General features: G+C 48.2%; 19 protein-coding genes. 2 read left to right on the top strand and 17 right to left on the bottom strand.

The window, feature by feature from the left end; all coding sequences use genetic code 11:
- Window positions 1-18: 18 nt before the first annotated feature.
- The 3 genes from AC2CGA_RS14610 to mce are packed head-to-tail and all read right to left on the bottom strand — an operon-like array spanning window position 19 to window position 3,089.
- Complete coding sequence (locus tag AC2CGA_RS14610) at window positions 19-1,134, bottom strand: tripeptidase T (protein WP_003153237.1); 1,116 nt, start codon at window positions 1,132-1,134, stop codon at window positions 19-21.
- Window positions 1,135-1,150: 16 nt separating this feature from the next.
- A complete protein-coding gene (locus tag AC2CGA_RS14605; protein WP_484480219.1) occupies window positions 1,151-2,674 on the bottom strand; it encodes an acyl-CoA carboxylase subunit beta in 1,524 nt (507 codons plus the stop codon).
- A complete protein-coding gene (gene mce, locus AC2CGA_RS14600) occupies window positions 2,661-3,089 on the bottom strand; it encodes a methylmalonyl-CoA epimerase (protein ID WP_003153235.1) in 429 nt (142 codons plus the stop codon). Before mce ends, AC2CGA_RS14605 begins: the two co-directional genes overlap by 14 nt.
- Before the next feature lie 93 nt (window positions 3,090-3,182).
- Between mce and prli42 the strand changes: the two genes are divergently transcribed.
- On the top strand, window positions 3,183-3,278 hold the full coding sequence (gene prli42, locus AC2CGA_RS14595) for a stressosome-associated protein Prli42 (protein ID WP_021734205.1): 96 nt from the start codon (window positions 3,183-3,185) through the stop codon (window positions 3,276-3,278).
- A 13-nt stretch (window positions 3,279-3,291) separates the two neighbouring features.
- Here prli42 and AC2CGA_RS14590 read toward each other — a convergent pair whose 3' ends face one another.
- From AC2CGA_RS14590 to brxB, 6 genes are all read right to left on the bottom strand, one after another.
- Entirely contained in the window at window positions 3,292-3,822 is a 531-nt protein-coding gene (locus tag AC2CGA_RS14590) for a L,D-transpeptidase (RefSeq protein WP_014305372.1), read from the bottom strand.
- A 69-nt stretch (window positions 3,823-3,891) separates the two neighbouring features.
- Window positions 3,892-4,845, bottom strand: coding sequence for an aromatic acid exporter family protein (locus AC2CGA_RS14585; protein WP_003153231.1), 954 nt, complete (start codon window positions 4,843-4,845; stop codon window positions 3,892-3,894).
- 76 nt (window positions 4,846-4,921) lie between these two features.
- Window positions 4,922-5,644 carry an arginine ABC transporter ATP-binding protein ArtM gene (gene artM, locus AC2CGA_RS14580; protein WP_014305373.1) on the bottom strand — a complete coding sequence of 241 codons (723 nt, stop codon included), beginning with the start codon at window positions 5,642-5,644 and terminating at the stop codon, window positions 4,922-4,924.
- Window positions 5,637-6,296, bottom strand: coding sequence for an arginine ABC transporter permease ArtQ (gene artQ / locus AC2CGA_RS14575; protein ID WP_003153227.1), 660 nt, complete (start codon window positions 6,294-6,296; stop codon window positions 5,637-5,639). The genes artM and artQ overlap by 8 nt, the downstream gene beginning before the upstream one ends.
- A gap of 61 nt (window positions 6,297-6,357) precedes the next feature.
- Complete coding sequence (artP, locus tag AC2CGA_RS14570; protein WP_003153224.1) at window positions 6,358-7,125, bottom strand: arginine ABC transporter substrate-binding protein ArtP; 768 nt, start codon at window positions 7,123-7,125, stop codon at window positions 6,358-6,360.
- A 244-nt stretch (window positions 7,126-7,369) separates the two neighbouring features.
- Window positions 7,370-7,807: a bacilliredoxin BrxB gene (gene brxB, locus AC2CGA_RS14565; protein WP_003153223.1), complete on the bottom strand. Its 438-nt coding sequence runs from the start codon at window positions 7,805-7,807 to the stop codon at window positions 7,370-7,372.
- A gap of 179 nt (window positions 7,808-7,986) precedes the next feature.
- Here brxB and AC2CGA_RS14560 point away from each other — a divergent pair, with 179 nt between their 5' ends.
- Entirely contained in the window at window positions 7,987-8,883 is an 897-nt protein-coding gene (locus tag AC2CGA_RS14560; protein ID WP_058906173.1) for a YegS/Rv2252/BmrU family lipid kinase, read from the top strand.
- A gap of 43 nt (window positions 8,884-8,926) precedes the next feature.
- Here the strand turns inward: AC2CGA_RS14560 and AC2CGA_RS14555 are convergent, their stop codons facing one another.
- The 8 genes from AC2CGA_RS14555 to AC2CGA_RS14520 all read right to left on the bottom strand — a co-directional run bounded on the left by AC2CGA_RS14555 (window position 8,927) and on the right by AC2CGA_RS14520 (window position 18,959).
- Entirely contained in the window at window positions 8,927-10,189 is a 1,263-nt protein-coding gene (locus AC2CGA_RS14555; protein WP_017418110.1) for a dihydrolipoamide acetyltransferase family protein, read from the bottom strand.
- A gap of 21 nt (window positions 10,190-10,210) precedes the next feature.
- Window positions 10,211-11,194: a 3-methyl-2-oxobutanoate dehydrogenase subunit beta gene (gene bfmBAB, locus AC2CGA_RS14550; RefSeq protein WP_003153216.1), complete on the bottom strand. Its 984-nt coding sequence runs from the start codon at window positions 11,192-11,194 to the stop codon at window positions 10,211-10,213.
- A gap of 12 nt (window positions 11,195-11,206) precedes the next feature.
- Window positions 11,207-12,199, bottom strand: coding sequence for a thiamine pyrophosphate-dependent dehydrogenase E1 component subunit alpha (locus AC2CGA_RS14545; protein WP_044053446.1), 993 nt, complete (start codon window positions 12,197-12,199; stop codon window positions 11,207-11,209).
- A gap of 22 nt (window positions 12,200-12,221) precedes the next feature.
- Complete coding sequence (gene lpdA, locus AC2CGA_RS14540) at window positions 12,222-13,643, bottom strand: dihydrolipoyl dehydrogenase (protein WP_139885311.1); 1,422 nt, start codon at window positions 13,641-13,643, stop codon at window positions 12,222-12,224.
- Window positions 13,633-14,748: a butyrate kinase gene (buk, locus tag AC2CGA_RS14535; protein WP_088037403.1), complete on the bottom strand. Its 1,116-nt coding sequence runs from the start codon at window positions 14,746-14,748 to the stop codon at window positions 13,633-13,635. Before buk ends, lpdA begins: the two co-directional genes overlap by 11 nt.
- A gap of 17 nt (window positions 14,749-14,765) precedes the next feature.
- Window positions 14,766-15,860, bottom strand: coding sequence for a branched-chain amino acid dehydrogenase (gene bcd / locus AC2CGA_RS14530; RefSeq protein WP_003153209.1), 1,095 nt, complete (start codon window positions 15,858-15,860; stop codon window positions 14,766-14,768).
- Window positions 15,861-15,873: 13 nt separating this feature from the next.
- Complete coding sequence (gene yqiS, locus AC2CGA_RS14525; RefSeq protein ID WP_003153207.1) at window positions 15,874-16,767, bottom strand: phosphate butyryltransferase; 894 nt, start codon at window positions 16,765-16,767, stop codon at window positions 15,874-15,876.
- Between the two features lie 122 nt (window positions 16,768-16,889).
- On the bottom strand, window positions 16,890-18,959 hold the full coding sequence (locus tag AC2CGA_RS14520; RefSeq protein WP_025852843.1) for a sigma-54 interaction domain-containing protein: 2,070 nt from the start codon (window positions 18,957-18,959) through the stop codon (window positions 16,890-16,892).
- Window positions 18,960-18,999 lie beyond the last annotated feature (40 nt).

The following is an 18,999-nucleotide window of genomic DNA, read 5'->3' as shown; positions in this document are numbered from 1 at the left end:
CAACTGGGTGCTTCGTTTTTAGTTGGCCGCTGTTTCGATAATGGCAACGACCATTTCTGCCGTTTTGACGAGCTCTTCAATCGGCATTTTTTCATTTTTCGTATGGATTTGTTCATAGCCTACTGACAGGTTGACTGTCGGAATGCCGTGGCCGGCAATGACGTTTGCGTCACTTCCGCCGCCGCTTGTCTGAAGTTCGCTCGGACGGCCGATTTTTGCCGCCGCTTTTTTCGCGACTTCCACAACCTGATCGCCGTCCTGATATTTGAAACCCGGATACATGACCGCGATGTCCACTTCCGCGCGGCCTCCCATCTCAGCTGCAGCAGATTCGAAAGCTTCTTTCATTTTCTGCACTTGCGCTTCCATTTTTTCAGGCACTAATGAACGCGCTTCAGCCAGAATATCAACCTGGTCGCAGACGATATTGGTTTGCGTGCCGCCTTCGAAACGGCCGATATTAGCCGTTGTTTCTTTATCAATACGGCCGAGCGGCATTTTAGAGATTGCTTTTGATGCGATTGTAATCGCGGAGATGCCTTTTTCCGGTTCTACTCCCGCATGAGCCGTTTTCCCGAAAATGGTTGCTCTCACTTTCGCTTGTGTCGGCGCGGCTACAATAATGTTGCCGACTTTTCCGTCTGAATCAAGCGCAAAACCGTATTTCGCGGTAATGTCTGAACGATCCATTGCTTTTGCCCCGACTAATCCCGATTCTTCTCCGGCCGTGATAATGAATTCAATGGTGCCGTGCTCGATGTTTTGTTCTTTCAGCACTTTAATGGCTTCAAACATTGCGGCAAGACCCGTCTTATCATCAGCGCCGAGAATCGTCGTGCCGTCGGATTTTACATAGCCGTCTTCCACAATCGGCTTAACGCCTTTGCCCGGAACAACCGTGTCCATGTGGGATGTAAAATAAATCGTATCCGCATCTTTTGTGCCCTTTAACGTACAGATTAAGTTGCCGGCTCCATGCCCCGTCACTTCTTTTGTATCATCTTCTTTTACGCTCAATCCTAAATCAGTGAATTTTTGTTTGAGCACCTTGCTGATTTCCGCTTCATGTTTTGTCTCTGAATCAATTTGAACGAGTTCAAGAAATTCTTCAAGCAGACGTTTTTCGTTTACCATTTTCAGTTCCCTCCGTTTAAAGCGGTATATTACCGTGCTTTTTTTTCGGTCTTTCCTCTTCCTTATGCGCAAGCATGTCAAATGCCTGAATCAATTTTTTCCTCGAGTCTTCCGGCCGGATGATATCATCCACCATACCGCAGGCAGCCGCTTTATACGGACCGGCGTTTTCCTTTTCGTATATGGCTTTTTTTTCGCGCTTCGTTTTCTCCGGGTCCCCAGAAGCCTGTATGTCTCTGCTGTATAAAATCGACGCCGCGCCTTCCGCTCCCATCACGGCGATTTCCGCATTGGGCCAGGCGAATACAAGATCTGCTCCGAGCCCTTTCGAATTCATGGCGACATAAGCGCCTCCGTAAGCTTTTCTGATGATGAGCGTCACTTTCGGCACCGCCGCTTCGGCAAAAGCATACAGCAATTTTGCTCCGTGACGGATGATTCCCGCATGTTCCTGCTGAAGGCCCGGAAGAAATCCCGGAACATCAGCGATCGTCAATAGCGGAATATGAAACGCGTCGCAAAAACGGATGAATCTCGACGCTTTGTCAGCGGCATCAATCGTGAGGCTCCCCGCCAAGTGTTTCGGCTGGTTTGCGACAACACCGACTGTACGCCGTCCGAGTTTCAGAAAACCGACAGCAATGTTTTTGGCAAAATACGGCTGAATGTCAAAAAACGTTCCGTCATCCGCCAGCTCTTTTATTACCTGTAACACATCGTAAGGTTTCAAACTGTCCGCGGGAACGAGGGTGTTTAATAACGGTCTGGCGTCTTCCTTTTTAACGGGTAGTGCCGTCTGTCCGCCGTGCGGGAGATAAGAAAGCAGGGTTTTCACAGCCGAAAGTGCCTCTTTTTCCGTTCGTGCGGAATAGTGGGCATTTCCGCTTATCACATTATGTATTCCCGCACCGCCTAAACTTTCCGCGTCAATCTGTTCACCCGTCACCTGTTCAATGACTTTCGGACCTGTAATAAACATGTGCGACGTATGTTCCGCCATAATCACAAAATCCGTCAAAGCGGGTGAATAAACAGCACCGCCGGCACACGGCCCAAGAATGACAGAAATTTGCGGAATCACTCCCGAGTAAAGGACGTTGCGCCTAAAGATATGACCGTATCCATTTAATGATACCACACCCTCTTGAATTCTCGCACCACCTGAGTCGTTCAGCCCGATGATCGGGTTTTTGTTTTTCGCCGCCAGATCCATTACCGCCGCGATTTTTTCCGCATGCGTCTCGCCGAGCGTCCCGCCGAGTACGGTAAAGTCATGGGCAAACAAATACACGGGCCGTCCGTCAATTGTGCCGTATCCGGTAACAACGCCGTCTCCCGGAGCATTCTGGCACCCGGGCGTGCGGCTTTTGGCAAACGGCTGCAGCTCTGAAAAACTGTCTTCGTCCAATAGATAGTCAATTCTTTCTCTTGCCGTCAGCTTGCCTTTTTTGTGCTGTTTTTTATTTTTTTCCGCTCCGCCGCCGTTTGTTAAAAAGGAACGTCTTTCGTTTAAGTGTCTGATATGATCACTCATGTTCATCTTGAGTTTCTCCTTTTTCAATTGTTTCACAAAGCTCAATCAGGACGCCGTTCGCCTCTTTTGGAGAGAGAAATGCGATCTTCTTCCCGCCCGCTCCGTTTTGCGGTTCATGATGAAGCAAGGTCATGCGGCATGATTCAAGCTCCTTGATCGTTTCCTTCATATCGGCGCAGCGGAATGCCAAATGATGCAGCCCTTCGCCTCTTTTCTGTAAAAAAGAGCTGACGGGAGACGCGTCCGACAGCGGCTCAATCAGCTCAAGCTTTGTGCCTCCCGCTTCTAAAAAAGCAACTCTCACATTTTGGCCGTTTACCAGCTCGTCTCCCATATACGTAAGCCCGAGCATCCGTTCGTAAAATCCTCTCGCGGCTTCAATAGAGCTGACGGCAATGCCGACATGATCAAGTTTTTTCATAGCGCGGCCACCTGCTTTCCTCCATAGGATATGGCTTGTTCATATAAGCAAAACACGTTAAAATGGTAGACAGTAATCTTAAGGAGTGAAACAATGTCTCAAAAATTTATGAAAAGCGCCGTCATCGTCATTTTGGGCGTATTTATACTTTCAACCCTCCTCTCAGGCATTATGATGTATTTGCAGTAAAAAAGCAGGCGCCTCATTGCAAGGGGGTTTCCTGCTTTTTTATGAGGGCTTTCCGCTCTATTGCAATGTCCTCGAATGAGCGGTTTTCTTTTGTAATCAATACTTTCGTTCCGGGAGGGATAATCCGGAAAATACGGATGACATCCCGGTTTTTCATACGGATGCAGCCGTTTGATACAAACCCCCCGATCAGCTCTTCTCTGTTTGTTCCGTGAATGCCGTATATTCTGCCGTCGGTGCCTTTCGCATCAAAACCGATCCAGCGGACGCCGAGCGGGTTTTCCGGCGCGCCTCCCTCTACATTTTTCTTCCGGTAATACGGATTGACGGCTTTGACCGTTACCGTAAATTCTCCTTCAGGCGTCAAATCATCCGTTTTTCCCGTCGCCACCTGATAAATGCCTTCTATTCGGTTATCCTTTACAACAGCAAGCGCATTTGTGGCTTTATTGACGATAATATAAGGGTCACCCGGCAAAGGGTTCGCGCCAAGCGGCCAAAGCGGAGACAGCAGCAGGACGGCTGACAATAAAAAAAATCGCATGGGCTCCCCTCCTTTTTTCATTAGAATGACCAATGAAAGGAGGACTCATGCGATTGATCCATATGTTTTTTACAGCTTGATGCCTTTGAAATAACTTTTAATCACGAGATATTGTTCCATCTCACCGAGGAGGTGGAACAAAGCCGCCCGCGCTTCAAACTCCTCACGCGTTGCCGGGAGCGGCATTTCTTCAAATTCCGTTCTCATTTCTGCAAGTCTTTTTAAAAATTTATGAGCGGTATTGCCGGGATGAATGGCTTCCCTTAATTCATGGATGAAATGGGCGATTATTTTTCCCTGCTCCACCGTTATTGAAATAGAGGTAATCTTCGGCAGCAGCCGTTCAATGATTTCAAATTGTTTCTGCCTCATCTTAAAATAATGATAGTAGAGATTTTCATGGCGCAAAATATGATTCTGCACGTCCCGATAGGCGAGGTTTTTCGCCTCTTGAATCATCTGATGCGTCTCCGGTATTTCCTTCCCTGTCCAATCTTGCTCACCAGTTAACAAATACCGTTCGATTTCGGCGAAGATGACGGAAAAGTTGTCCTCGATTTTTTTCCTGTACGCTGCGAGTTTTCTGTCGAGGCTCGGCATATACAGATTCATTAACAGCGCGACGCCGATACCTACGGTGATCAGCTGGAACTCATTCCAGATAAACGCCATCGTAATGCCGCCGGACATATATAAATGAAGAATGATTACTGAGCTGGTGACGATCCCTTCATTTATTTTTAAAACGACTGTAGTCGGAATGAACAGCACCAGCAATATTCCGATCGCAAACGGATAATAGCCGATCAGTCCGAAAAAGACATATGAAAAGACGATCGCCAATAAACAGGCGGCAAATCGGGCCCACGAGGCCTGAAGCGACCGCTTTTGTGTAATCTGGATGCACAATATGGTGATGATTCCTGCGGATGCGAAGTTTTGCAGATGCAACAGCTGGGCTAAATAAATGGCCAGCGCCGTTCCAAGTGCGGTCTTTAGTGTCCGGTAACCGATTTTAAACATTGCTTGCTCCATTCTGTTTGTTTCTTTCTCAAAAAAAAGAAGAAGAGCATTCTTCTTCTTTTCTTACAGTTATATTTTATAATATTTTTTCTAAAAAGTCCTGTGCTCTTTTTGACTTCGGAGAAAGAAAAAATTCTTCCGGCTGACCGTCTTCCACGATCGTCCCTTCATCCATAAATAATACGCGGTCTGCGACTTCTTTGGCAAATCCCATTTCGTGCGTTACGATCACCATTGTCATGCCCGTCTGCGCGAGCTCTTTCATCACCTCAAGAACTTCTTTGACCATTTCCGGGTCAAGAGCCGAGGTCGGTTCATCAAACAGCATGATGTCAGGATTCATGGCAAGCGCCCGCGCGATGGCGACCCGCTGCTTCTGTCCGCCTGACAAACGGTTCGGATAGTCGTTCCGTTTGTCAAGCAGCCCGACTTTTTCAAGGAGAGCGCACGCCTTTTCCTCCGCATCCTTTTTAGACTCTTTCTTCACGCTGACCGGCGCGTATGTGATATTTTCAAGCACCGTTTTATGAGGAAACAGATGAAAATGCTGAAATACCATGCCGATATTTTCCCGCACTTTCAGTTTATTCGTTTTAGCTGCGGTGATTTCGTTTTCTTTAATGGCAATCGTTCCGCCGCTCGGGGTTTCCAGCAGATTTAAGCAGCGCAGAAACGTTGATTTGCCGGAACCGGAAGGGCCGATGACGGCGACGACTTCCCCTTCTTCGATCTGTGTTGAAATGTTTTTCAGTACTTCATGTTTCCCGAATGATTTTGACAGGTTGTCGACCTTAATCATTGGCTTTCAGCTTCCTTTCTACGCCTTTTCCGATGAATGCTAAGATCAAAACGAGCACGTAATAGATTAAGCCCGCCACAATAAGAGGTTCTAAATAGTTGTATGTTGCGGCGCCGGACTGGTAGGCCCGTCTCATAATATCGCCGAGACCGATTACCGTGACGATTGCCGATTCTTTCGTCAAGGTGATTAATTCGTTAATAATAGCCGGAGAAATGTTTTTAAACGCCTGCGGCAGCAGCAGATCTTTCATCATTTTTCCGTACGGCACGCCGAGAGCGACGGCAGCCTCTTTTTGTCCTTTGTCAATTGCGTTGATTCCCGCTCTGATAATTTCAGAGACGTAAGCGGCTGAATTGAGCGATAATGCGGTGACCGCCGCCCAAAATTGATCGATCTGAAAGCCGAGAAGCTGCGGCATACCGAAATAGATGATCATCAGCTGCAGCACAAGCGGCGTGCCGCGGAATATCGAAGTATAAAAATCCGCAATCCATTTCAGCGGACTGATCGTGCTGATTTTAAATAAGCTGAGCACGATTCCTAATACAAGACCGATGACCGCTGAAACGAGCACAATTTTTAATGTGACCGCAAGGCCTTCCAATATAAAAGGAATTTGGGGGATTGTCGCTGAGAAATCCAAATTCATACGTGTGATCTCCTTTGTCTTTATTCAAGATAAAAAGCTCAACGAAAAGTTGAGCTTCCTTTTATTTCTCGTTGGTGAACCATTTTTTCTTCAGTTTTTCGATTTCTCCGTTTTTCTCCATTTCTTTCAGCGCTTTGTTAAACTTCGCTGTCAGATCACTGTCTTTGCGGAACGCAATCGCGGAGCCCGATTCGTCTGATTTCGCATCTGCTGACGCAAAGCCCTGCAGATCGTTATTTGAACTGAAATAGCCTTGTGCTACGATGTCTTCGATAATCGCGGCATCAAAACGCCCGGATTTAATCTCTTCCGTTAAGTCTGAGATCCGGTTGCGGTCTTCGAGCTGAAAACCGTATTTCGAAGCGAGCTTCTTGCCTTTTTCCTCTTGAATGGAGCCGAGCTGAACACCGACGGTTTTGCCTTTCAGATCATTCAGGGATTTAATGCTACTTCCCTTTTTCGTAACAATCATATTGTTAGCAGTATAATAAATATCAGAAAAATCAACTTGCTTTTTCCGTTCCGGCGTAGGTGTCATTCCAGATAAAATCATATCTACCTGCTTGGACTTCAAGGCTGTAATCAGGCTGTTGAAGTCCATGTCCTGCACCTCAACGTCATAGCCGGTCTTTTTGCCCAGAGCTTTTGCCAGATCAACGTCAAACCCGGTGATCTGATCGCCGTCTTTATATTCAAATGGTTTATAGTCAGCCGATGTACCCATAATCAGCTTATTCTTTCCGCCCTCTGAGCCTGAATTGCCTGATCCGCAGGCGGACAGCGCAAAGGTGATACATGCGGCAGCTAATACCAACAGCCATTTCTTCATGATTCATTTCCCCCATATCTACTGATCTCTTAAAATTGAATATTTATTCGTTAACTTGTATTTTAAACACTTTTTAATTGTGATGCAATACTATTTTTGAAAAATATATTTTCCTTTCTCTGTTTATTATAGTCATTGTTTTTCCGATTAGTGACAGCTGAACGCCGGTGTATAAATATTTATATTTATACAGATTCCATATAAAAAACCCCGGAAGCGCTCGGCTCCGGGGTTTTTCTTTCACTTATACTTCTTCACAATATTCTTCAAATGCTTCCTGCAGTTTTGTGACGACGGCCATCGGCTCATGGCCTTCAATTTCATGGCGTTCCACCATTTTCATGATTTTCCCGTCTTTTAAAATGGCAAATGACGGAGAGGACGGCGGATAGCCTTCAAAGTATTCTCTCGCTTTGGCTGTCGCTTCTTTATCCTGTCCGGCAAATACCGTCACAAGCTGATCCGGGCGTTTATCGTAATGTACAGAATGGTATGCGGCAGGCCGTGCAATACCGCCTGCGCATCCGCACACAGAGTTGACCATGACGAGTGTGGTTCCTTTTTTCGAAAGCGCTTCGTCCACTTCCTCAGCGGTTTTCAGCTCTGTATACCCGGCGGCCGTGATTTCCTGGCGGGCTTGACGCACCACATCATTCATAAATAAATTAAAATCCATATTCAACTGGGACCTCTCCTTTTTGATCATCTCTTCTTATGATAGCAAGGAACCTCACTATCGGCAAATGACACCGCTCATATCCAAATTGTTTTTTGTTCCTTTTATGTACCTGATGTAAGTTTATGACCTTTTAAAAACGGGAAACTTGTTAAAGAGATTGTCTGAAATAAAGGAGCAGTCGTATGAGCCAACGGAAAGCAGTATTAATTTATAACGGAAACGCCGGTCAAAAACAGATTGATAAAACGCTCGGCACGGTCGTCCCCATTTTGGCCCAGTCAGCTGACGAACTTTTGATTAAACCGACCAAACATCAGGACGATGCCCGTCAGTATTGTGAAAACCTCGACAGTTCAGTTGACCATTTATATATTTTAGGCGGAGACGGCACTGTGCATCAATGCATCAACAGCATCAGCAAGCTTGATAACAGGCCCGCTGTCGGCATTTTGCCGGGAGGAACGTGCAACGATTTCTCACGGGCGCTCGGCATCCCGCAAAACCTTCAAAAGGCCGCTGAAGCGCTCGCGGCCGGACATAAACGGATGATTGACGTCTGTAAAACGGATGACGGCTATTTTCTGAACTTCTGGGGCATCGGATTGATCACCGAAGCATCGAGCCATATCAATGAAACTGAAAAAGCATGGCTTGGTAAAATCAGCTACTTCACGAGCGCCTTGCGGACGATGACAAGCGCGAACCCGTTTCCTGTCAAATTGACAATTGACGGCGAGGTGAAAGAAGACGAAGCCGTAATGGTGCTTGTCATGAACGGGCATTATATCGGGACAAACAGAGTTCCCCTGCCTGATGCGAGCCTCCGGGACGGCTTAGCCGATGTGTTAATCTGCCGCAACACAAGCCTTGCCGCGTTGCGGGAGCTGATGACGATGGAGCAGGGTTCGTTTGATGATTTCAAAGGGGAGCTGTCCTATATTCAGGCCTCCAGGATTGAAATCGAAACCGGACGTGAAATGGACGCGGATACAGATGGCGAGGTATACAGAACAACGCCTTGTACGATCGAAGTGAAAAAACATCATCTCACTATGCTTGTTCCCGAGGATTCACAATGAAAATAAAAAAACTCCTTTTGCCGCCCGGGCAAAAGGAGTTTTTTTAATAGACTGAAGTATTTTCGTCAATGTTTTCTAAGATTTCTTTGACGCGTCCGAGGAAACGGCCGCATACGAGCCCGTCGAGCACTCTGTGATCTAAAGACAGGCAAAGATTAACCATATCACGCACTGCGATCATCCCGTTATTCATGACAACCGGACGTTTGACGATAGATTCTACCTGAAGAATCGCCGCCTGCGGATGGTTGATAATGCCCATAGATTGAACTGACCCGAAAGATCCCGTGTTATTGACGGTAAATGTGCCGCCCTGCATATCTTCCGCGGTAAGTTTTCCGTTTCTCACTTTTTTCGCAAGGTCCGTTATTTCTCTGGCTATGCCTTTAATCGTTTTTTCATCAGCATGCTTAATAACCGGAACAAACAGCGAATCTTCCGTGGCAACGGCAATGGAGATGTTGATGTCTTTCTTTTGGACGATTTTGTCTCCCGCCCACATGCTGTTCATCTGCGGGAACTCTTTGAGAGCCTGCGCCGCCGCTTTTACAAAGAAAGCGAAAAATGTTAAATTGAAGCCTTCTTTTTGTTTAAATGAGTCTTTTATGCTGTTTCTGTACGCCGTCATGTTCGTGACGTCGACTTCCATCATCGTCCAGGCGTGCGGAATTTCTGTTTTGCTTTTATGCATATTGGCGGCGATGGCTTTTCTGACGCCGGTAACCGGAATTTCAATATCACCGGCTGACAGAGCTGGCGCCGGCGCTTGTTTTTGCTGTTGTTTCGGCGCTTGTTGCGTTGTTTGAACGGCAGCCGGCGCCGGTGCTTCCGACTTCTGCTGCATTCCCGAATCAATGATCTTTTGAATGTCTTTTCGCGTAATTCTTCCTCCTGCGCCCGTTCCTTCAACTTCTTCAAGCTGAATGCCGTGTTCTCCCGCTAATCTGAGCACGGCCGGCGAATAACGCGCTTTATTTGACTGGTCTTTACCTTGACGGTTTGCATCGGTGTCTGAAGGGGTATTCTGCTCTTCTTCCCGCTTCGGCGCCTCTTCGGTTTCCGTTTCTTCCGTTTCAATTTTGCAGATGATCTCGCCGACTGTAAGAGTCTGGCCTTCTTCTCCTACAAGTTCTGTAATCGTACCGGTAAAAGAAGACGGCACCTCCGCATTCACTTTATCCGTCATGACCTCCGCGATGGGGTCATATTTATTCACTTGATCACCGGGGGACACCAGCCACTTGCTGATCGTCCCTTCCGTCACGCTCTCTCCGAGCTGAGGCATAGCCATTTGTTCAATCGCCATGTCAAAAACCTCCTTACGTCTTTAAAACTCCGCTAATTCTCTCATCGCGGCTTCCGCTTTGTCAGGATTCATCATGAAGTATTTTTCCATTGTCGGCGCATAAGGCATTGCCGGAACATCAGGGCCTGCAAGCCGCTTGATCGGCGCGTCTAAATCAAATAAGCAGTTTTCAGAAATAATGGCGGCGACCTCGCTCATAATGCCGCCTTCTTTCGTATCTTCTGTGATCAGCAATACTTTTCCCGTTTTAGACGCGGCTTCAATGATAGCCTCTTTATCTAACGGATAAACCGTACGCAAGTCTAATACGTGCGCGGAAATTCCGTCTTTTTCAAGACGCTCGGCAGCCTGCAGAGCGAAATGGACGCATAATCCGTACGTAATGACAGTAATGTCGCTGCCTTCGCGTTTTACATCCGCCTTTCCGATCGGAAGGACGTAATCATCAGCAGGGACTTCTCCTTTAATCAGGCGGTACGCCCTCTTATGTTCGAAAAACAGCACGGGATCTTCGTCACGGACTGCGGCTTTCAACAGCCCTTTTGCGTCATAAGGAGTTGAAGGCATGACAATTTTAAGACCCGGCTGGTTGGCAAAAATGGCCTCCACAGATTGGGAATGATACAACGCGCCGTGCACGCCGCCCCCGTAAGGCGCTCTGATGACCATCGGACAGCTCCAATCATTGTTTGAACGGTAGCGTATTTTGGCCGCTTCTGAAATGATTTGGTTGACCGCAGGCAGAATGAAATCGGCAAACTGCATCTCGGCAATCGGGCGCATGCCGTACATCGCGGCGCCGATTCCGACACCCGCAATCGCTGATTCCGCAAGCGGCGTATCCATCACCCTCTCTTCTCCGAACTGTTCATAGAGACCCGCCGTGGCTTTAAATACGCCGCCTTTTCTCCCGACGTCTTCCCCGAGGACAAAAACGCGCGGATCTCTTTCCATTTCTTCTTTCATAGCTGCATTAATACTGTCAATATAAGACATTACAGACATAAGTATTCCTCCCTACTTCGCATAAACGTGATCAAGCGTTGATTCAGGAGATGCGTATGGCGCTTTCTCCGCTTCGTCTGTCGCTTCGTTTACGATAGCCATGATGTCATCCAGCATGGCCTTTTCTTCTTCTTCACCTAGAAGCCCGGCTTCTTGCAAGTATGCTTTGTATAAAAGAAGCGGATCCTGTTTCTTTGCTTCTTCTACTTCTTCGCGTTCTCTGTAGCTGCTGTCGTCGTCATCACTGGAATGCGGCGTCAACCGGTAGGAAACCGTTTCTATTAATGTAGGACCTTCGCCTTTAGATGCCCGTTCGCGCGCTTCTTTCACGGCCCGGTAAACTTCCAGCAGGTCGTTTCCGTCAACTGTGACTCCCGGCATGCCGTAGCCTGCCGCCCGGTCGGAAATATTTTCGCACGCCACCTGTTTGTCATACGGAACGGAAATGGCATACTTATTATTTTCACACATGAAAATGACCGGCAATTTATACACGGCGGCAAAGTTTGCCCCTTCGTGAAAATCCCCCTGGTTGGAAGATCCTTCTCCAAAGGTAACGAAAGAGACGATATCCTTTTTATCCATGCGTCCCGCAAGCGCGATTCCGACCGCGTGGGGAACCTGCGTCGTCACAGGGGATGAGCCCGTTACGATTCTGTTTTCCTTTTGCCCGAAGTGGCCCGGCATCTGCCTTCCGCCTGAGTTCGGATCAGCCGCTTTCGCAAAACCCGACATCATCAAATCCTTAGCAGTCATACCGAATGCAAGCACAACCCCCATATCTCTGTAGTACGGAAGCACATAGTCGGTATCGCGGTTTAGGGCATAGGCCGCGCCTACTTGAGCCGCTTCCTGCCCTTGACATGAAATAACGAACGGAATTTTGCCCGAGCGGTTTAAGAGCCACATTCTTTCGTCGATTTTTCTGGCTAACAGCATGGTTCTATACATTTCAACGGCTTCTTCGTCAGAAAGCCCTAATGCTTGATGGCGGTTTGTAGTCATTCAAACCCCTCCTTCTTTCCTTTTAAAAATGAATCGCGTTTCCGTCTGCGGCTAACGCAGCTTCCCCAATCGCTTCTGAAAGCGACGGATGCGGATGTATGGACTGGCCGATTTCCCAAGGCGTCGCGTCGAGCACCTTGGCAAGCCCCGCTTCAGAGATCATATCGGTGACGTGCGGGCCGATCATATGAACACCGAGAATATCATCTGTATTCCGATCGGCGACGATTTTGACAAAGCCGTCGCTTTCTCCGTATACAAGAGCCTTTCCGATCGCCATGAACGGAAACTTTCCGATCTTAAGTTCATGTCCTTTTCGGGCAGCTTCTTCTTCTGTCAGCCCGACACTCGCCGCTTCCGGATTTGAATAAATGCATTTCGGCACAAGAGCGGCATCAAGCGGAGCCGGATTAAGACCCGCCATATGCTCAACGGCAATGATGCCTTCACGGGAGGCCACATGCGCAAGCTGCAGACCGCCGACGACATCACCGATCGCATAAATATGCGATTCCTTCGTCTGTCCGGCTTCATTTACTATGATAGAACCGTTTTCCGCTGCAATGTCCGTATTTTCAAGGCCGATCCCTTCAATGTTCGGCTGGCGGCCGATGGAAACAAGCATTTGTTCGGCGTGATACGTTTCTTTTTTTCCATTCTTTTCAGCGGCAATTGAAACGCCATCCGCTTTTTCCAATGTATCCGGAAGCACTTTCGCACCCGTTACAATCTTAATTCCTTTTTTCGTTAACAGTTTTTCCATCTCGCTTGAAATATCACGGTCTTCAGTCGGCAAAATGCGGTCCGCATATTCAATCACAGTGATATTGACGCCGAAATCGTTCAGCATGGATGCCCATTCAATTCCGATGACACCGCCGCCGACGATCATCATGGATTGGGGCAGACGCTCAAGCTCAAGCGCTTCATCTGATGTCAGAATATATGTACCGTCTGCTTCTAAACCCGGCAGCATTTTCGGCCTTGAACCGGTTGCGATAATCAATTGTTTCGGTATCAGCATGTCGTTTTCTTCACCATTTGCGTATTCGACGGAAACCGTACCGGGAAGAGGTGAGAAGATGGAAGGGCCGAGCATACGTCCGTACCCGTTGAATACATCAATCTTCCCCTTTTTCATCAAGTGGGCGACACCGCCGGCCAGCCGGTCAACGATTCCCTGCTTTCGTTTTTGCACGCTGTCAAAGCGGAGGGAGACACCTTCCGTTTCAATGCCGAATGCTGCCGCTTCCTTTGCGGTTCGGTACACTTCCGCGCTTCTTAACAGCGCTTTACTCGGGATACATCCTTTATGCAGGCATGTTCCGCCGAGCTTTTCTTTTTCTACAACGGCCGTTTTTAAGCCGAGCTGGGCCGCTCTGATGGCGGCTACATAACCGCCTGTGCCGCCGCCCAGAATGACCACATCATATTCAGTCGCCATTTGTTTTCACTCCTTCGCCGATCTGATATTGCTTTGACTGCTCCTCACCGGCTAAAACCCGAAGCGCGCCTTGCGCGAGAGATTGCAGTTCATTTTCTCCCGGGTACACCAGTACATCCGAAATCCAATCTATGTACGATCTGATGGCGGATACGAAACTTTTCCCGTACGCCAATCCGCCCGTCAGGACGATAATGTCTACTTTTCCTTTTAATACGGCGCTTGCCGCCCCGATTTCTTTTGCTACTTGATAAGCCATGGCGTCATAAATGAGCCTCGCATGCTCATCTCCGGCCTGAATGCGTTTTTCCACCTTCACCGCGTCCGTTGTCCCCAGGTAGCCGGAGAGTCCGCCCGTGCCGACAAGTTTTTTCATCATATCGGCTTTTGAATACTTGCCGGAAAAACACATCTCCACCAAATCACCCGCAGGAACGGTTCCCGCACGCTCCGGGCTGAAGGGCCCTTCTCCGTGAAGCCCGTTGTTGACATCCGTCACCCGTCCGCAATCATGGATCCCGACTGTGATGCCGCCGCCCATATGAGTGACGATCATCTTCATCTGTTCATACCGTTTGCCGAGGGACGCCGCCGCATGACGGGCAACAGCTTTTTGGTTCAAAGCATGAAAAATGCTTTTCCGCTTGATTTCAGGCATTCCTGATACTTTAGCGAGCGGAGTCATCTCATCCACCACGACCGGATCGACGATATACGCGGGGATATTTAATCCGTCTGCTATTTCCCTGGCAATAATTCCGCCCAGATTAGAAGCATGCTGGCCGTTGTAGCCGTTTTTCAAATCAGTGATCATGGCGTCATTCACTTCATATGTGCCGCCCTCAATCGGTCTGAGCAGGCCGCCCCTGGCACAAACGGCATCAAACTTTGAAATGTTGATGCCCTGTTCGTGCAAAGACTCAAGAATGCTTATTTTTCGAAATTCGTATTGGTCGATAATGCCGTTAAATGCTTTCAGCTCTTCTTCGGGATGCCGCAGCGTCTTTTCAAAGATACAGCGTTCATTGTGAAAGACACCGATTTTCGTTGATGTTGAGCCTGGATTCAGAATGAGAATGCGTTTTTCCTGTTCGAACATTTTCATACCTCCAGATCAAATTCCTATCGTCTGCTTAATATACTTTGGCCGTTTTGCAGAAACTGGCTTCTTGAACGGCGCATGCGCTCAATTCGTTCCTCAGCCAGACGGTCGGCCGCTAAGTATGTCGGAATGCCGTCACGCGCGGAAATATCGAGCACCCGCTCAATGTTTGCATAGATGCCCTCAACCTTTTTCAAAGCACGCTCAGCGTTGTAGCCGTAAAGCTCATCGGCCACATTGATGACGCCGCCTGCATTGATGACATAATCCGGTGCGTACACGATTCCCATTTCATGAATGGTATCGCCGTGACGTGTTTCTTTCAGCTGGTTATTGGCCGCCCCCGCAATGACTTTCGCCTTCAGCTGTTTAATCGTGTCATCGTTAATGACGGCGCCGAGAGCACACGGGGCATAAATATCGCACGCCTGTGAGTAAATGTCGCCGGGATCAACGGCGCGGGCGCCGAAGTCCTCAACGGCACGTTTAACAGATTCTTTATTGATATCGGTTACGATTAAAGAAGCGCCTTCTTCGTGAAGGTGGCGGCATAGATTGTAAGCCACATTTCCCACGCCTTGCACGGCAATTGTTTTACCTTCCAGTGAATCAGTGCCAAACGCCGCTTTCGCTGCGGCTTTCATCCCTTTGTAGACGCCGTACGCCGTAACCGGAGACGGATTTCCTGATGAACCGAATGCCGGAGAAATTCCGGTTACATAGTCTGTTTCATCATGAATGATGTCCATATCTTCAACGGTGGTGCCGACGTCTTCCGCCGTAATATACCTTCCGTTTAAGCCTTGGATGTAGCGGCCGAACGCGCGGAACATTTCTTCATTTTTATCTTTGCGCGGGTCTCCGATAATAACGGTTTTCCCGCCGCCTAAGTTTAAACCGGCAGCCGCATTTTTATAAGTCATGCCTTTTGCGAGTCTCAGTGCATCTTCAATCGCCGCTTCTTCACTGTCATATGTCCACATTCTTGTTCCGCCGAGTGCAGGGCCGAGCGTCGTATCATGAATCGCGATGATCGCTTTTAATCCGGATTGTTCATCTTGGCAGAATACCAATTGTTCGTAATCATAAGTCTCCATATATTTAAAAATTTCCATAGGTTCGTTCCTCCTACTGTTCTTGTGATGCGCAAATCGCAAGCGCAATTGAATACAGTTTATTTTCTGCGGTATCCGCTCTGCTCGTTAATGCAATCGGCGCTTTTGCACCGGCGATGACGGCAGCAACATTTGCTTTCGCAAAATAAATCATTGACTTATAAAGCATATTTCCGGCCTCGATTGAAGGAACCAAGAGAATATCCGCCTGGCCCGCTACGCTTCCGGAAATCCCTTTTTGCAGCGCAGCCGCTTGGGATACGGCATTATCCAAAGCAAGCGGTCCGTCCGCAATGCAGCCGGTAATCTGTCCTCTATTGCACATCTGGACGATCGCAGCCGCGTTCAGCGTCGCCTCCATTTTCGGATTAACCGTTTCAATAGCCGCAAGGACTGCGGCTTTCGGCATAGGGTTCCCTACTGAATGTGCGACATGAACCGCATTTTGCAGAATATGCCCGAGTTCTTCAAGAGACGGGGCAATGTTCAGCGCTGAATCAGTCACATACATCAGCCGGTCATAGTCCGGCACTTCAAAAACGGCTACATGTGATAACACCCTTTTTGAACGAAGCCCTTCCTGGCGGTTTAAAACCGATTTCAGAAGAGTTGAGCTCGGGAGATTCCCTTTCATTAAAACGTCCGCCTCTTGTTCACGCACTGCGCGCACTGCTTTTGCCGCAGATTCTTCTGGTGAATCGGCGTGGATGATGTCAGCATTGAACTTCGGCTCATTTGCCAGAAGCTCTTTCAGCTTTCCGCTGTCACCCGTCAGTAAAAATCGTGCCGACAAGTGTTCTGCCGCCATTTTGACGGCGTGGATCACTTCTTTATCTGCTGCGTGGGCCACTGCAATGGTTTTTGCGTTTTTTGCCGCGGCTTTTTCAACTAGGTCTCTCAGCTTCATTTTGTACCACCTTTCTTGTGCGAATCCGCTTTTAACAATGCAAGTTCTGTGCCAAATATGCGAAAGGGTTTATTCCGGCTTTTTTCAAGAAAACATGCAGCGGTTTGCGCTTTCTCTGCAATTTATTGCATGCCGTCATTTGCAAGGCCGTACTTGTCCATTTTGTAGTACAGATTCCGAATGCTGACACCAAGCGCTTTCGCCGTTTTGGTTCGGTTGAATTTATGCTTTTCAAGCGTTTTTTGAATGATGTGCGCTTCAAATTTTTCAACAGCCTGAGACAGCTTTTCCCCTTCTACATCCGGAAAATCACTTTGGGTGCCGTTTTTGTCATTCAGCTCTGATTCGAAAACAGGCAGATGCTGCTGTTCGATCCGTTCCATATGCGGCTCTAAAAATATCATTGCCCGTCCGAGAACATTTTCAAGCTCCCGTACGTTTCCCGGCCAGCTGTAGGCTGATAAAGCTCGCAGCGCGTTCGGCGTGAGCCCCTTTACATTGCGGCCGTAATCCTGATTGATTTTTTCAATGAGCCGAATGCTCAGCGCTTCAATATCTTCTTTGCGCTGCCGAAGCGGCGGGATTGAGATCGGATAGCGGTTAATCCGGTAATACAGGTCTTCGCGGAACGCGCCTTCCGCCATGGCCTTTTCGATGTTGACGTTTGTCGCTGCGATAATTCTGACATTGACAGAAATCGCTTTTGCGCCGCCGACTCTGATAATTTCTTTTTCCTGCAGAACTCTGAGCAGCTTTGCCTGGGTGCTTTGGGTCAGCTCTCCGATTTCATCTAAGAAAATGCTGCCGTTATTCGCTTCCTCAAAAAGTCCTTTTTTGCCCCCGCGCCTCGCGCCCGTAAACGCGCCTTCCTCATAGCCGAAAAGCTCGGATTCAAGCAGGGATTCAGACAGGGCCGCACAATTGACCCGGATGAATTTATTGTATTTTCGGTCGCTTTCATTATGGATGGCGTGGGCGAAAAGTTCTTTCCCTGTGCCGGATTCTCCCCGCAGCAGAATCGTCGCCGGCGTTTTCGCCCCGAGCTTCGCCTGTTCAAGGGCGACCAGCATTTGTTCACTCGTGCCGATAATGTCATCAAACGTGTATTTCGCTTCAAGCGTGCGGATGATCTGGCGCGCCCGATTCAGCTCAGCAGTCAGCGTTTTAATTTCTGACACGTCGTGGATGACGCCGACGCTGCCTTTTAAAATACCGTCCACAATAACGGGGGCAACATTTACGATGACATCCTTTTTATTGGGGCCGACCTTCATCCTCACACCCCGCACGGGCCGCCTTGTCCCCAATACTTTCAGGTGCATGCTTTCCCCTTCCGAGATATCGGTGGAAGCGGGTTTTCCGATGACTTCGCTTTCTGACAGCCCGGTCATTTTTGTATATGCTTTGTTGATTAACATTCCGATGCCGTTTTCATCAACGACGGAAATGGCCTCGTCTGACGATTGAATAATCGCTTCAAGCATGGTGCGGATTTGTTTTAAGTTCGTGACCTCTTCCGCCAGTTCAACTGCGTCGGTGATGTCTTTAAACACGCATAACGCGCCGAGAAGTTTTCCGCCTTCATCAATGATCGGCAGTCTTGTCGTGACAATCTGCAGATGCTTGCCGAGAAGCTGCTTCTGGTTATATTCCGGCTCTCTCGTTTCCAGAATCCGCGGCAGCTTTGTGTTCGGCACTACATCTTTAATTTGGCGGCCGATGACATCCTCCCGTTTTCGGCCGACCATTTTTTCTGCCATCTGATTAAATAAAATGATCGTTTCGTTGACGTCTATAAAAATCATGCCGTCGTGCGTTGAATTAAAAATCCGGTCATGCTTATACGTCTGCGACTTCAGCATTTGGATAAGCTGCTGTTTTTCCTCCATCAGCTGAAACACCATGTACGCCAATTTTCCCGGCATGACGATGGTTTGTTCTTTTTTCTCATGGAGCAGCTCATCCATGACCGCTTTATCGCCTGTTGTATGGATGATAATATCTATATCTTCAGTTATGTAGGGTTTCCAATCTGATGAGGTTGCAATTCCATATCTCCGGGCTTCTTGCAGCCCTTGCGCCTCCGGATCTTGATCAACCACCGCAATAATCCGGATCAGTTTTGTTTTCATCAAAATCTGTAGGAGCGCCGTGCCTCCTTTACCAGCACCTATAATCAGCACCTTCTGCATCCCGATACCCCTTTATATGAAAAAATTTGCACACCTGTAT

The sequence above is a fragment of the Bacillus sp. SYZHCR11 genome (assembly GCF_057196865.1).
The sequence above is the reverse complement of the archived record's forward strand: the minus strand, read 5'-3'. Positions and strand labels throughout refer to the sequence as shown.